The sequence below is a fragment of the Corynebacterium sp. HMSC065D07 genome (assembly GCF_001810695.1).
GTDB classification, from domain to species: domain Bacteria; phylum Actinomycetota; class Actinomycetes; order Mycobacteriales; family Mycobacteriaceae; genus Corynebacterium; species Corynebacterium hesseae.
In genome coordinates this window covers 1-14,517 of record NZ_KV802472.1, presented here as the reverse complement: position 1 = coordinate 14,517, position 14,517 = coordinate 1, and the positions used below count along the sequence as shown (strand labels likewise).

Sequence of the window (14,517 nt, the reverse complement as noted above, 5' to 3'; positions counted from 1 at the left end):
AGCCGTTATAAATGGGCGTCGGGAGTCACAGCACCTGCGCAGACGTGCGGCAACTGACAGGTCCTGGCGGCCCGTCCGGTGCCAGCTCAGCGAGAAATCGTAGTGTCAGCTGGAAAATACCTATCGACCACACCTAATCTTTTTCGAGGCACACGTGATAAATCGATAGTCGAACCGGGCCCGCGAGGCTTTCCCGATTGCCCGCACCACACCTTGGGTTGTGATGACATTCCCCGGCGCGTGTGAGATTGAGAGACCTCTTTACCTTATGTGGAAACGCGCAGTGGCCATTTCCATGGCCTTCATTGGTGTCGTCGTCGGCGCCGGCTTTGCCTCCGGACAGGAAGCAATCCAGTACTTCGTGGCTTTCGGAAACATGGGACTGTGGGGTGTACTCCTCGCCTCCGCCCTCATGATCATTACTGGTGTAGCCATTTTGCAGCTCGGCTCCTACTTCCAAGCGGACGAGCACACGGCCGTCTACGACAAGATTAGTGGCCCCATCGTCTCCCGAGTGCTGGACTGGGGCACCCTAGCCACGTTGTTCTCCATCGGCTTCGTCATGTTCGCCGGTGGTGGCTCGACCATCAGCCAGCAGTTTGACGGCGTGCCCATCTGGGTGGGTGGGGCCGTGATGCTCGTGCTCGTTCTGCTGGTAGGCCTCCTCGACGTGGATAAGGTCAGCAACGTCATCGGCGCGATTACGCCCTTCATCATCATCTTCGTGGTTCTGGCCACCGGTTACACCATCATCGTGACGGATGTTGACTGGTCTAGCGCCAATGATTTCGCGGTCAACAACGTCGAAAGCCCTCTCAGCAACTGGTGGCTGGCCGCGCTGAACTACACCGGCTTGAATGTCATGTGCGCGGTGTCGATGTCCATCGTCATCGGCGGCAACATCCTGGATAACCGCGCCGTCGGTGTCGGCGGCCTCATCGGTGGCTTTTTCTACCTGCTTCTACTTACCCTCCTCGTGGTTTCCCTCTACATGGTGGCGCCGGATGTGCACAAGCAGGACCTGCCGGTGCTCACGTTGATCAACAACGTGAACCCGATCCTGGGTTACTTCATGACCTTCATTATTTACGGCATGGTCTTCAACACCGCCATCGGCATGTTCTATGCCATGGGCAAGCGCCTAACCCGCAAGAAGCCGAAGCTCTTCTACCCCGTCTACGCGGGCGCCTGTGTCGTGGGCTTCATCCTCTCCTTCATTGGCTTCAAGCAGCTGGTCTCCAGCGTTTACCCGATTCTGGGTTGGATTGGCCTGCTCATGATTGCAGTCATGGTCATCAGCTGGATTACCCAGCGTGACAAGATCACCTCCGAGTCTGACCGCCGCGTGCGCGCCCGCACCTTGGTCAAGCGCCGCCTCGACCCGCGCGAGCACTTCACCAAGAAGAACGAGCGCGAGCTGCGTAAGCTGGCCGCTGCCTCCAACATGGAAACGGAGGAGTTCGTCGAAGTCGTCGCCGAGGAAATCCACGAGGAACTCGAGGCCGACGATGAGATTGAATACGACCGCGAGGATCCAGACCCCTCCGTGACCTTCGTGGAGCACACCAAGCCCGAGGTCCCGAAGGACTAGCGCTTCCCGCATGTGTAGCGGGCCGCGCGTCCCGCTACACATAGCCACAATTAGAAAGAAGTCCGCCCCAGAATTCACTCTGGCGGCGGACTTCTTTTATTGAGGAGAACAGTGCGGCACTGTCGTGCGCCACACGCTAGACCAGCAACTCCGCAATCTGAATAGCGTTGAGCGCTGCGCCCTTGCGCAGGTTATCGCCGGATACGACGAAGACGAGGCCCTTGTTGTCCTCGACCGTCTGGTCCTGGCGGATGCGCCCGACCAAGGAAAGGTCGATGCCGGCTGCCGCCAGGGGCGTCGGCACATCGACGACCTTGACACCCGGCGCGGCCGAGAGCACCTCGCGGGCCTGCTCCGGGGTAATCGGCTTCTCAAACTCCGCGTGTACGACCATGGTGTGGCCAGTAAACACCGGGATGCGCACGCACGTGCCGGACACCTTCAGCTCTGAGATGCCCAGAATCTTGCGGGACTCGTTGCGCAGCTTCTGTTCCTCGTCGGTCTCTTCGGTTCCGTCATCCACGAGGTTGCCCGCCAACGGCAGCGCGTTATACGCAATCGGAGCGACATAGGGGCCCAAATCCTCCTCGGAGACCTCAAGCGCAGAGCCGTCGTGGACGAGCTCAACGTTGCGGTCACCGATTGAGGCCACCTGCTTGACCAAGGTTTCCACGCCGGCCAATCCGGAACCGGACACGGCCTGGTAGGAGGCGACGCGCATGGTGGTGAGACCGGCGGCGTCGTGAAGCGCCTTCGTCACCGGCATGATCGCCATGGTTGTGCAGTTCGGGTTGGCGATGATGCCCTTGGTGACGTTGTCTTTATCCTGCGGGTTCACCTCTGACACGATGAGCGGCACGTCCGGATCCCGGCGCCACGCAGAAGAGTTATCCACCACGGTGGCGCCGGCCTCGGCGAAGAGCGGTGCATACTGCTTGGACGTCGAACCGCCGGCGGAGAACACGGCGATGTCGATTCCTGCAAGGCTCTCCACAGTCTGCTCTGCCAAATCTTCGACGACGACCTTGTCCTCGCGGAAGGTGAGCTCCTGGCCTGCTGAGCGTGCGGAGGCAAAGAAGCGGACCGTATCGGCCGGGAAGTTGCGCTCCTCCAAGAGGGTGCGCATCACGCGGCCAACCTGCCCGGTAGCGCCTACAACTGCAACAGTGGTCATGACCTTTACTCCTTAATTTTTAGCGTCCGGTACCAGCATAAACGGTGGCCTCTTCCTCGCCACCTAGCTGGAACTTATCGTGCAGGGCCACGGCGGCCTTCTCCAGATCGGCCTCGCGGGTAAGCACGGAAATTCGGATTTCGGAGGTTGAAATGAGCTCCATGTTGACCCCGGCGTCACGCAATGCCTCCGTGAAATCTGCGGTAACGCCCGGGTGGGACTTCATGCCGGCACCGACGAGGGAGACCTTGCCCACCTGGTCGTCGTAAAGCACGTTGGTCCAGTGCCCCTCTTCCTTGAGCTTGGCCAGGATCTCCATGGCCTTTGGGCCGTCCGAGCGCGGGCAGGTGAAGGTGATGTCGGTGGTACCGGAGTCCAGCGAGGAGACGTTTTGCAGAACCATGTCGATGTTGATCTCGGCGTCCGCGATGGCGCGGAACAACTTGGCCGCCTCACCTGGGCGGTCCGGTATGCCCAGGACGGTGACCTTAGCCTCGGAACGGTCGGTTGCGATACCAGTAAGTACTGCTTCTTCCACGGGGATATCCTCCATTGAACCGGCGATGAGCGTGCCGGGGTCGTTTGAATAAGATGAGCGGACTCGAAGGGGAACGTTGAACGCGCGGGCGTACTCGACGCTGCGCAGGACCAGAATCTTGGAGCCCACAGCTGCCATCTCCAGCATCTCCTCGAAGGACAGCTGGTCGAGTTTCTGGGCGTTGTGGACGATGCGTGGGTCGGCGGTATAAACGCCGTCGACATCGGAGTAAATCTCACACACATCGGCCTTGAGCGCTGCCGCCAGCGCCACCGCGGTGGTGTCCGAGCCGCCGCGGCCGAGGGTGGTCACATCACGCGATTCCTTGTTCACGCCCTGGAAACCCGCAACGATGCAGATCCGGCCTTTCTCCAAGGCTTCGGTTAGACGGCCCGGGGTGACGTCGACGATGCGGGCGTTTCCGTGGCGCTCGGTGGTGAGCACGCCGGCCTGGGAACCAGTGAAGGACTGAGCCTTGGCACCAAGGGACTCCACGGCCATGGCAACGAGTGCGTTGGAGATGCGCTCGCCGGCGGTCAACAGCATGTCCATCTCACGCTGCGGCGGGACGGGGTTGACCTGCGCTGCAAGATCAAGCAGGTTATCGGTGGTATCTCCCATGGCGGAGCACACAACAACGACGTCGTTGCCCTGCTTCTTCGTCGCCACAATGCGCTCCGCCACCGCGCGAATGCGCTCTGCGCTTTCGAGGGAGGATCCCCCGTATTTCTGTACGACTAGGGCCACTGACGGTCCCACCTTTCCTGTTTGTGAGGGCCATTACCTGTTCACCGCCCAATACCTATAGACCGGCAGTCAACTCCTTTAGACTACCGCCCTTTGGTTCCCATCGAAACACGTGCTGGATATTAATTCCAGGTAGGGTAGAAACGATGCTTTCAAACCTGGTTGCCATTACTTTTGCACTGGCCTCCGCGCTAGTCGTGGCCTGGGGCACAGTCATACGCCACCGCATCGTGTTGGACGCTAGCTCCAGGAGCGTCATGCGCACCGCTATTCGGACTCCCTTGTGGTGGGTGGGGACCAGCGCCGCCGTTATTGCCTACGCGCTACAGCTCGTCGCTCTCCACTTCGGCACGCTGCTCATCGTGCAGCCAATCCTCATCCTGTCCCTCATGTTCACGCTGCCGCTCGCCGCCTGGTATTCCCGGCGGCCGATGCCGGCACGGGAGGTGTTCTGGTGCCTCACGCTGACCATCGCGGTGAGCATCATGGTGGTCTATGGGCGCCCCACCGCAGGCTTGACGACGCCCACCTGGTCCCAATGGTGGCCCGCCTTCGCCCTCGGCGCGCTTGCCCTCACCGCTCTGTTCGTGGCGGCCTATAACCGGCCGGAGGAGTCCGCCCTAGCGCTCGGGAGCGCGTGCGGCATCCTGTATGGCTACGTGGCGCTCGTAGCCAAGGCAGTGGTGGACGTCCTCTCCCACGAGGGCATCACAGCCTTGCTGGCCAGCTGGGAGCTGTACGTGCTCATTGGGCTGGCGGCTGCCGGAACGGTGATCCAGCAATATTCCTTCCACGCTGGCGCGCTTGCGCACTCTTTGCCTGCGATGACCATCATGGAGCCCATCGTGGCCTTCGGTTTGGGCTACTGGGTCTTGGGCGAAAAATTCCAGGTCAGTAGCGTTGCGGGTTGGTGCGTGATGGGGGTTTCGCTCATCATCATGATCGTTGCCACAATCGTCCTATCCCGCGTGCCGGTCAACCCGGGAAGCGCTCAGCGCGCGGAGCAAAGCCCACGCTAGGACGAGCTTCCGCGCTAGATGGCCCACTCAAAGACCACCAGCATATAAGCGGAGAACCACGCCGACCACAGGACCCAGGCGCTACACGCGAGCCAGAGCTCGCGGGGTCGCAGCACCTCAGACGCGCGCACGGCCCAGGGAAGCGCCAAGATAATCGCGGGCAGGAGGAGACGCGGGCGCGAGTGCATGATGCCGTCGGAAAGCAGCACATTCGCACACAGCGCGGCGCTAAACCACCACGCCACCGGATTCAGCCTTCCCCACGCCGCCACCAGCAGCACGGGGACGCCCAGGATCACCAGAACGCTAAGCAGGTAGCCCACATCGTTCTTCTCCGTCAGAACTTCCCACACGAACCGTACGGTGGCAGCACCCCAGTCGAAGGTGGAATGCCAGTGCTCGGTCTGGATGCCAAAGTAGCCGCCGGCCTCTGCGAGGTAGCGCTGCGTCCACAATAAATACGCTGGCAGCGGAAGCGCTGCCACGATGAGGCTGAGCCAGGCCTGCCACGAGCGCCGCCCATAGATGAGCACCCACAAGGCAAAGACAGCAAGGAAGTCCACGGAGGTCAGCCGCACAAACGATAAGGCAAAGCCGAACGCCGCCGCGCGCCACCAGGCGCGATCATCCAGCGCGACGAGTCCCCACACCAGGAGGGCCCCGAAGAGAGCTTCGGTATAAGGCATCGAGAACACGATGGACATCGGAGCGCTGCTCACCACGATGGCAGCGGCGCATTGCCCACGGCGCCCCGCCCCCAAGCGCTGCGCCAAGACCATAACGCCGGCAGCCATGGCCACGGTGAGGAGGGTGTTAACGATGAGCGCGGCTACTTCGAGGCTGATCCCGGTCCATCCCAGGACCCGCAACAGCATGGGAAAGCCCGGGAAGAAGGCCATTGTCGTCTCATAGACTGGGCCATCAGTGTGGGTATCCGCGTCAAAATATCCCACTCGAGCAATTTCCAGGTAGTACTTGGAATCCCACGACGTGAGCCGATCCCACAGCTCCTGGTCATTGACGGCGGCGATGACGTTCAGAACGGCAATGCGCACCGCGGTTCCAACAACCGCGACCAACGTGGCAAGCGGCACCAGTGACAGCGCCCCCTGCGTGCCAGCAGGGGAGGCGTCTGCCGCGCGCCCGCTATCCGCCGTGGGCTCTTCCCCCGGATCCTGAATAATCTTCGTGGAGTTTTCTTCATGCACGCCACAACATCCTAGCCACCCACATCACCCATCCCAATATGTGGAATCAGTTGCCATAGAATGAGAAAAGCTGTATTGTGGCTCACATGACTTTGCGGCACACTCTCCTCCTTAGTAGCCGCGGCGGGTTTTAGGTTTCTAGCTTCACGGCCAGCGCCCCGCCGCGGAGCGCGGTGATGCCAACACACCGCAGCTGGCCGCCCCCACGATTCACGCCGTAGCTGCGCATCGAAACAACGCAGCACAGTAAAACGCCTTTGGCCCCAGACCCATAGGCCCCAGACAAGGAAGAGAACAACCACCATGTCCCCCAACGATTCTTTCATCTCCGCTCCCCGCGAAATCACCACCCCGGCTGGCCCGCGCAACGAAAACCAGCCCGCGTGGAACAAGCAGCGCGGTTCCTCGATGCCAGTAAACCGCTACCAAAGCTTCGCCGAAGAGGTAGAACCGGTCTCGCTGCCTGACCGCACGTGGCCGGACAAGAAAATCACCGTGGCGCCACAGTGGTGCGCCGTGGACCTGCGCGACGGCAACCAGGCTCTCATCGATCCAATGAGCCCTGAGCGCAAGCACCGCATGTTCGACCTGCTGGTCAAGATGGGCTACAAGGAGATTGAGGTAGGCTTCCCCTCCGCCTCCCAGACGGATTTCGACTTCGTTCGCGAAATCATCGAGGGCAATAAGATCCCGGATGACGTCACCATCCAAGTCCTGGTCCAGGCGCGCGAGCACCTGATCCGCCGTACTTTTGAGGCTTGCCAGGGCGCGAAGAACGTCATCGTTCACTTCTACAATTCCACCTCGAAGCTGCAGCGCCGCGTAGTCTTCCGCAAGGACCGCCCGGCCATTAAGAAGCTGGCCACGGACGCTGCGGAGCTCATCAAGGGCATTGCCAAGGATTACCCCGATACCAACTGGCGCTGGGAGTACTCGCCGGAATCCTTTACGGGCACCGAACTGGACTTCGCCGTCGAGGTCTGCGATGCCGTTGTTGACATCATGGAGGCAACTCCGGAGAACCCCATGATCATCAACCTGCCCTCCACGGTGGAGATGATCAGCCCCAACGTCTACGCCGACCAGATCGAGTGGATGCACCGCAATTTTGCGAAGCGGGATTCCATCATCATGTCGCTGCACCCGCACAATGACCGCGGCGAGGGAATCGCCGCCGCCGAGCTGGGTTACATGGCCGGCGCAGACCGCATCGAAGGCTGCCTGTTTGGCAACGGTGAGCGCACCGGCAACGTGGACATCATTACCCTGGGCCTGAACATGCTGACCCAGGGCGTGGACCCGCAGATCGACTTCTCCGATCTGCCTAAGATCCGCGAGACGGTGGAGTATTGCAACCAGCTGCGCGTGCCGGAGCGCCACCCCTACGGCGGCGAGCTGGTATTTACCGCCTTCTCCGGTTCACACCAGGATGCCATCAACAAGGGCCTGGACGCCCTGGCGCAGGAGGTGCGCCCAGGCGCGAACAACACCGAGGTGTCGTGGGAAGAACTGCAGGAAACCACCTGGGAAGTTCCCTACCTGCCCATCGATCCGAAGGACGTCGGCCGCGATTACCAGGCGGTCATCCGCGTCAACTCGCAGTCCGGCAAGGGCGGCGTGGCCTACATCATGAAGACCGATCATGGCATCAATATGCCGCGCGCCATGCAAGCGGAGTTCTCCTCCGTCGTGCAGGCGGTGACTGACGCCGAAGGTGGCGAAGTCAACTCCAAGAACATGTGGGATATCTTTGCCAACGAGTTCTTAGAGCGCACCTCCCCGCTGGAACTCGTCACCTTCCAGGTTGATAACTCAACCACGGAGGACGAAGACGCCAAGGTAACCGCAACCATCGTCTTTAACGGCGAGAAGCGCATTATCTCCGGCATGGGCAACGGCCCCATCGCCGCATACGCCAACGCGCTGGAAGACGTCGGAATCGACTTCGAGGTCATCGACTACTCCCAGCAGTCCCGTACGGCCGGCGACGATGCCGAAGCCGCCTGTTACATCGCCGCCGAAGTCAATGGAGCACAAGTGTGGGGTGCCGGCATCGCCGGATCCACCACCCGTGCGTCCATCAACGCCATTACTTCAGCGGTCAATCGCGCGGACTAATCCTCCGCCGCGGCACAGGGCGACACAAGGAGAAGGCGAGCTGTTCCGCGCGCCTCCTCCTTGCGCAGTCTCTCGCACGCGCACTCCCCTCGCTAAAGCTACTGACCGTAACATCGCGCTGGCTACACATTGTTGTAGGCCAGCACGGAGAGCTATAGAATAAATACGCGACACAATTGCACAAAGGCATTGAACACCTTGTGCACCCAATAAGAATTTCAGTCCGAACTTCGGCATTCCCTACTGCGCTCAGTTTTGCAACTGCGCGCATTTGTTGCAGTTCTGCAGGCGAAGGCGAACACTATGACGGTCACTAACTACGTGGTCCCCCACTCTGGGTTTGGTGAACCTCGCCGCCTCACGGTTGACGCCGTTAACCCGGAGATGTTCCTGCAGCTGCTCTCCCTGGCGAATAACAATCACCTCAACGTCACCCTGTGTGGGCACTCAAGCTCCGGCTTCCGCGTCCGGTATGAAGATGACATCGTTGGCGTCATCCCCGCTTCCCAATCCGCCGATTACACGGAATTGGATTGGATCATTAGCGCGGGTTTGACCCCACAGGCCACTGCAGAAATTTCGCTCCGCGAGGACGCGGTGGAAGAAACCGTTCCGGCATTCGAGGTTCTCCTCCCGGAGCCAGGCCTGTGCGTCCCGATCAATGTTCCCCCGGCTCAGCGATGGGGCATGCTCGACGGCGACCGCGCCCTTCGCATCACTGACTTTTCGGCCCCCACCCGTTCCCTGCCGAAGCACCCTGCGCATCTACTCGTGCGCTTGACTAACAGCCGGCGCTTCTTCCACCGCGCCATCGAGGTTCATCTCGATGACAAGCTCATCGCCACCGTTCCGCGCGATCAGGCCACGTGGCTGAGCGATACCATCGCGGGTTTCAAGCACGAGGGTCTCATTGCCATTGCGCGCGCCTACTTCACACCGGATGATAAATCCCCAGCCCTGACCGTCTACTCCGAAGAAGGAACACCAGACGCTCACGTCGCCGTGGGGACCGCCGGCGTCATCGCTGCCGCCGCTGGCGCGGTTGCCGCGACGGCCACAAACACCGATAGGGCTCATGCAGCAACCGCTCCGGTAGGCGGGTTCCAGGCAACGGGCACGGCACACACCGCAAGTTCCGCTGCCACACAGGGCGCACAAGTCCTCTCCTTGAAATCCTTCGGGACCGCCGCAACAGTTGGCTCAAAGATCGCCGCTGCTAGTACTGGTGTCAAGCTGGTGTGCGCGGCAAGCGTTGCCGTCATCATCGGCGGAACCGCTAGCTTTGTATCCTCTGTGCACGCACTTCACTCCGCCCCCAATCAGGTTGCTGACTCGGCTTTAGAGGAGCACACCACTTCGCTCCTTGCCCCCAGCCCGGCCAATAATGCAGAAGCTGACGCCGCGCTTTCCAGCGAAGCTGACGCAACCGAGGACACGGCTGCAGGCGCCCACCGCCCCGATAACCAGGGGCACTCGGTAGCACCACGCGCCCTCGACCGAACCACTTCCTCGACTCCGGCGGAGCCAACGGAACTGTCTGAGCCGACGGAGCCGATTAAGCTGGCCGAGCCCACGCAACGTGCAGAGCTCGTCACGCCCGGAGAGGCAATCCCTTCCCCGCGCAACACGCACCACGCTGAAGTCACACCGCCAGCACCGCGGGAAACCGAAGCCACAGAAGAGTCCACGTCGCGCACGTCACGGCCCCGCCAGGAGGATTCCACCTCCACCACCACAACTACGAGCGCACCCAGCTCCACGCGGAGCGTGCCGACGTCATCGCCTTCGGCGACCCCAACTTCTTCGACGACACCGACCTCATCAACTTCGGCGCCGAAGACGACTGCTACGACGCCAACGTCCCGCACCACCACACCTGTCAGCACTCCGCCCACGACTACGCCAGCGGAGTCGACTACTCCTGCACCGACGACCTCCAAGCCCGCTGCATCCACGACTGCTACGCCAACCACGACAAAGACTCAGCAGCCCAAGCCCAGCACCTCGTCTCAACCAAGCACCACGACTAAGCCCAGCACCTCGTCTAAACCGAGCACCACACCTAAGCCCAGCACCACGCCGAAGCCGGAACAGACTTCTGAGCCCACACCGGACCGCACTCCTGAGCCGAGCCGTGAGCCCGAACCGACCCCCGAGCCCACGCCAGACCACGACGGCTGGGTCATCATCATCGAGACCGACTAGTCCGCAACACGCCCTGCCTCGCTGCCAATTCGGGGGATACGGCAGCTTCACGTGTGCCCTTTCCAGCTTCCTCGCGGTTGGGTACTAAACTGTGAACAATGACTACGACACCCGGCCCCACCGAACCTGCAGCGCAGCTCAGCGCAGCAGAGACGCCGGCCGCGGCGTCGCCACAATCCAGCGCCCCGAAACCAGGACCGCGCCCTCACCCAGCTGAGAACAAGCAGAACAGCAAAGAAGATAGGGCGTCGGCCCGCGAAGCAGCCCTCGCTGCCTTCCCCTTTGTTGCGCTGACCATCCAGACCACTGGCATTCACCCCTCCACAGGTCGGTTGCTTACCGTGGATGCGCTGACACTCAACACCGCGGGTGAAACCGGCCAAGAGTTCCACGCCGTCCTCAACCCCGGCGAAGACCCTGGCCCCCGGCATCTTCACGGCTTGAGCGCTGAGGAAATCCAGGCGGGTCAGTCCTTTTCCATGTTGCTCAAGCCGCTGGATCGGCTCATCGATGGCCGCACGCTCATCGTTCACGATGCCCCGTACACCTGGGGTTTCATCGTCGCCGAAGCGCGCCGCGCGATGACTGCCGCCGCCCGCCAAAACCGTGCGCGCAACCGCAACCGCGGTAAAGGCCGGCGCCGTCGCTTCAAGGTGGGACACGTTCCCACCCCAGTAACCATCGTGGATACGCTTGCCACCGCTCGCCGCCAAAGCGTGTGGAGCACCGATATCCGCCTAGCGGCCGTCGCGCGGGATACCGGTCTTCCCGCGCCCGACCCCACCGCCAGCGTCGCCCGTGCGCACCGACCGGAAAAGGACACCTCCCGCGAGGCAACCCGTCTGCTCGTGGACCTCTACCGTGCGCAAGCCGCGGGCCCGCTCAGCAGCGCGGCACCGGATGAGCTGCGAGCTGATCGCTTTGGGCTACAGCGTTCCCACGTCCGCGTCGACGCTGCCGAAGCTCCCCGTCAGCACCACAACCCCGGCCCCTATGTGCCCGGCAAGGAACTCATCCGTGGCATGGAGATCGTCGTTGCCCCGGAGATCACCGAGGACCCCGACACCATCATCGCGGCGTTGGCCCGTGAGGAGCTGAACTACTCGGAGAAGCTCTCCCGCGAGACGTCCCTCGTGGTCTGCAACATCACCACCAACCTCGTGGGCAAGCCCATGCATGCTCACCGCAAGGACATCCCGCTGATGTCCGATGTTGCCTTCCTCGCGGCCCTTGAGCGTATCGAGGAACCGACCGAACCTGAGGAGCAATCCACCTCCGGCGCAACGAGCAATTCGGGTAAGCGCCACAGCAGTGGGCAGCCCAACCGCAATCGTTCCACGAACAAGAACCGCCGCCGCTCGCGCCGCAAGTCCTCCAACGCCCAGCACTCCCCTAAACAGGGACAAGGGCAGAAGAAACACCAGGGCTCCCCGGCCGACGGATCCGCAAGCGACAAGCCTGCTCAGTCGGACTCCAACTCGAACAACCGGAACAAGGGCGGCAACAAAGGGCGTCGGCGTCGCCGCCGCGGCGGACGCGGCCGTCGCAGCAATGGCAACCAGCAGAACCAGCAAAACTCGGGACACAACCGCTCCCACAACACCGATAGCTAGCATCCCCCGACTACTCTGGGGAGCATGAATTTTAACTTCCGAAGCGCGTTTTCTTCCGCGCGCACCGCGGTTGCAACCTCCGCCGCGGCGTTGGCCACCACCGCCTCGCGCGCCACGGGCCGCGGTGCGGGCGGCATGATCGGCGGGCTCATCGCTAACGCCATTGACCCCACTATCATGCAAAACCTGGCCAAGCAGCGCCCAGCCGTCTTGGTCACCGGAACCAACGGCAAGTCCACGACCACGCGGATGCTCGCCGCAGCCGTGCGCACTACGCACACCGTGGCCACCAACGATGGCGGCGACAACATGGATGCAGGAATCATCTCCGCGCTCTTAGCTGGCAAAGATGCAAGCCATCTTGTCTTAGAAGTAGACGAGCTCCATGTCCCCCACGTTGCGGATAACCTCAACCCCACAGCGCTCGTGCTGCTGAATCTCTCCCGCGACCAGCTGGATCGCGTCGGTGAGATCAACAAGATTGAGCGCGCCCTGCGCGGCGCCGTCGAGGCCCACCCGGACATGCTCGTCATCGCCAACTGTGATGACGTCCTCATGACCTCCGTGGCCTATGACGCAAAGAATGTCATTTGGGTGTCCGCGGGTGCCGGCTGGATGGGCGAATCCGTCACCTGTCCGCGCACCGGCGGCCACATTGTGCGTGACGGTGAGGACTGGCGCGCGGTCAAAGTGCTTGCCGACGGCCGCGAGTTCCGCCGCCCCACCCCCACCTGGGCGGTGACGGAGGAAGGCATTGTGAGCCCGGAGGGCGTCGACAAGCTCAAGCTTGCTCTACCGGGACGGGCCAACCGCGGTAACGCCGCCCAGGCCGTCGCTGCTGCCGTGGAGGCCTTCGGCGTGGTCCGCCACAAGGCTATCGCCGCTGCCGAAGGCGTCAACGACGTGGCCGGACGCTACTCCACCATCACGCTGGGCAAGCGCGAGATCCGCCTGCTCTTGGCTAAGAATCCGGCCGGCTGGCAGGAGGCGCTGTCCATGGTGGACCGTGACGCCGATGGCTTGGTCATCGCCACTAACGGCCACGTGGCCGACGGTATTGATATGTCCTGGCTCTGGGACGTGCGCTTCGAGGATTTCGAAGGCATCCCTGTCAAGGCAGCCGGCGAGCGCGGCACGGATCTAGCCGTGCGTTTGGTCTACGCGGATATCTCGCACGAGCTCATTGCGGACCCGCTCACCGCTATTCAATCCTGTCCGGAAGGCCGCATCGAGGTTTTGGCCAACTACACCGCCTTCCGCGATCTGAAGAAGGCACTCACCGCCGCAGCAGCAAAGGAGCATTCGAATGACTAGCCTGCAGATTGGCCTCATCCTCCCTGACATCCTGGGCACCTACGGCGATGACGGCAACGCCCTAGTCCTGCGCCAGCGCGCCCGCATGCGCGGCCACGAGGCGGAGATTGTCCCCATCAAGCTGGGTGAGCCGGTGCCGGAATCCTTTGATGTCTACACCCTCGGCGGCGGCGAGGACACCGCGCAGATTCTCGCGGCAGAGCACCTCATCGCTGACGGTGGCCTCACCCGCGCTGCCTCCGCAGGTCGCCCGATTCTGGCGATTTGCGCGGGCCTGCAGGTACTCGGCGAGTCCTTCCGTGCGTCCGGTCGCGTGGTGGATGGCGTGGGGCTTATCGACGCCACCACTGCCTCCATGACCGAGCGCGCCATCGGTGAGGTAGCCGCCGACCCCACCAAGGCCGGCATCACCGCTGAGCTCACCGAACCGCTCACCGGTTTTGAGAACCACATGGGTGCCACCATCCTGGGCCCTGCCGCCCAACCACTGGGAACGCTCACGCGCGGAACCGGCAATGCGGACACCGCCGCCATCCTGGACCTCTCCGACAAGGCCGTCCAGCGTGAAGCCGAGGGTGCGGTACAGGGCAGCGTCATCGCCACCTACATGCACGGTCCGGTTCTGGCGCGCAACCCGCAACTGGCTGATCTGCTGCTGGCCAAGGCCATGGGAGTCGCACTCAGCGAACTCGAGCCCTTGAACATCCCCGCCATTGATCAGCTGCGCACCGAGCGCTTTAACGCCTCGGAACCGCCGCGCTCGCAGCGCTAGATATCAACAGAAGTAACTAACTGAACCTATTGACCAGAATCTTCGGTACACGGTACAGTAAGCAACGGACGCACCAAGGTGCTCCACTTCCGAAGCTCGTGTGAACAACACGAGCTTTCGCGTATCCAGGGGGAAGATGTACATCGGATACTTTGACGAATTTGGGCTTAAGGGACATTTCGTTTGGATTTGCGGCGTGTCGCACTAAGGGACATTTC

9 protein-coding genes and 1 pseudogene are annotated in these 14,517 nt (G+C 62.1%); 7 read left to right on the top strand and 3 right to left on the bottom strand.

From position 1 onward, the window contains the following. Nucleotides 1–268: 268 nt before the first annotated feature. Nucleotides 269–1,591 carry a YkvI family membrane protein gene (locus tag HMPREF2760_RS10865; protein WP_070564287.1) on the top strand — a complete coding sequence of 441 codons (1,323 nt, stop codon included), beginning with the start codon at nt 269–271 and terminating at the stop codon, nt 1,589–1,591. 136 nt (nt 1,592–1,727) lie between these two features. Here the strand turns inward: HMPREF2760_RS10865 and HMPREF2760_RS10860 are convergent, their stop codons facing one another. After that, nucleotides 1,728–2,765: an aspartate-semialdehyde dehydrogenase gene (locus tag HMPREF2760_RS10860; RefSeq protein ID WP_070524049.1), complete on the bottom strand. Its 1,038-nt coding sequence runs from the start codon at nt 2,763–2,765 to the stop codon at nt 1,728–1,730. Between the two features lie 19 nt (nt 2,766–2,784). Further along, entirely contained in the window at nt 2,785–4,050 is a 1,266-nt protein-coding gene (locus HMPREF2760_RS10855) for an aspartate kinase (RefSeq protein WP_070561344.1), read from the bottom strand. A gap of 146 nt (nt 4,051–4,196) precedes the next feature. On the opposite strand from HMPREF2760_RS10855, the gene HMPREF2760_RS10850 reads away from it, so the two are divergent. Next, nucleotides 4,197–5,069 (top strand): DMT family transporter, encoded by an 873-nt coding sequence (locus tag HMPREF2760_RS10850; protein ID WP_070561342.1) that lies wholly within the window; start codon nt 4,197–4,199, stop codon nt 5,067–5,069. A 14-nt stretch (nt 5,070–5,083) separates the two neighbouring features. On the opposite strand, the gene HMPREF2760_RS10845 is transcribed toward HMPREF2760_RS10850, so the two are convergent. Then, the gene (locus tag HMPREF2760_RS10845; protein ID WP_070564284.1) at nt 5,084–6,277 is read right to left on the bottom strand and encodes a mannosyltransferase family protein; all 1,194 of its coding nucleotides are present in this window, start codon (nt 6,275–6,277) and stop codon (nt 5,084–5,086) included. A 303-nt stretch (nt 6,278–6,580) separates the two neighbouring features. Here HMPREF2760_RS10845 and leuA point away from each other — a divergent pair, with 303 nt between their 5' ends. The 5 genes and pseudogenes from leuA (at nt 6,581) to HMPREF2760_RS10820 (ending at nt 14,299) form a co-directional block, all read left to right on the top strand. Continuing rightward, nucleotides 6,581–8,395, top strand: coding sequence for a 2-isopropylmalate synthase (leuA, locus tag HMPREF2760_RS10840; RefSeq protein ID WP_070524041.1), 1,815 nt, complete (start codon nt 6,581–6,583; stop codon nt 8,393–8,395). Nucleotides 8,396–8,698: 303 nt separating this feature from the next. Continuing rightward, nucleotides 8,699–10,600 (top strand): hypothetical protein, encoded by a 1,902-nt coding sequence (locus tag HMPREF2760_RS10835; RefSeq protein ID WP_070597361.1) that lies wholly within the window; start codon nt 8,699–8,701, stop codon nt 10,598–10,600. Nucleotides 10,601–10,698: 98 nt separating this feature from the next. Beyond that, nucleotides 10,699–11,865, top strand: a pseudogene (locus HMPREF2760_RS10830) (DNA polymerase III subunit epsilon); the annotation flags it as partial. Between the two features lie 372 nt (nt 11,866–12,237). Continuing rightward, on the top strand, nt 12,238–13,527 hold the full coding sequence (locus HMPREF2760_RS10825) for a Mur ligase family protein (protein ID WP_070524035.1): 1,290 nt from the start codon (nt 12,238–12,240) through the stop codon (nt 13,525–13,527). Further along, the gene (locus tag HMPREF2760_RS10820; RefSeq protein WP_070524033.1) at nt 13,520–14,299 is read left to right on the top strand and encodes a type 1 glutamine amidotransferase; all 780 of its coding nucleotides are present in this window, start codon (nt 13,520–13,522) and stop codon (nt 14,297–14,299) included. The genes HMPREF2760_RS10825 and HMPREF2760_RS10820 overlap by 8 nt, the downstream gene beginning before the upstream one ends. The last annotated feature ends 218 nt before the right edge of the window (nt 14,300–14,517 follow it).

Coding starts and splice junctions, on each gene's coding strand:
- HMPREF2760_RS10865 (WP_070564287.1), top strand. CDS start 269: ATGTGGAAACGCGCAGTGGCCATTTCCATGGCCTTCATTGGTGTCGTC.
- HMPREF2760_RS10860 (WP_070524049.1), bottom strand. CDS start 2,765: ATGACCACTGTTGCAGTTGTAGGCGCTACCGGGCAGGTTGGCCGCGTG.
- HMPREF2760_RS10850 (WP_070561342.1), top strand. CDS start 4,197: ATGCTTTCAAACCTGGTTGCCATTACTTTTGCACTGGCCTCCGCGCTA.
- leuA (WP_070524041.1), top strand. CDS start 6,581: ATGTCCCCCAACGATTCTTTCATCTCCGCTCCCCGCGAAATCACCACC.
- HMPREF2760_RS10835 (WP_070597361.1), top strand. CDS start 8,699: ATGACGGTCACTAACTACGTGGTCCCCCACTCTGGGTTTGGTGAACCT.
- HMPREF2760_RS10825 (WP_070524035.1), top strand. CDS start 12,238: ATGAATTTTAACTTCCGAAGCGCGTTTTCTTCCGCGCGCACCGCGGTT.
- HMPREF2760_RS10820 (WP_070524033.1), top strand. CDS start 13,520: ATGACTAGCCTGCAGATTGGCCTCATCCTCCCTGACATCCTGGGCACC.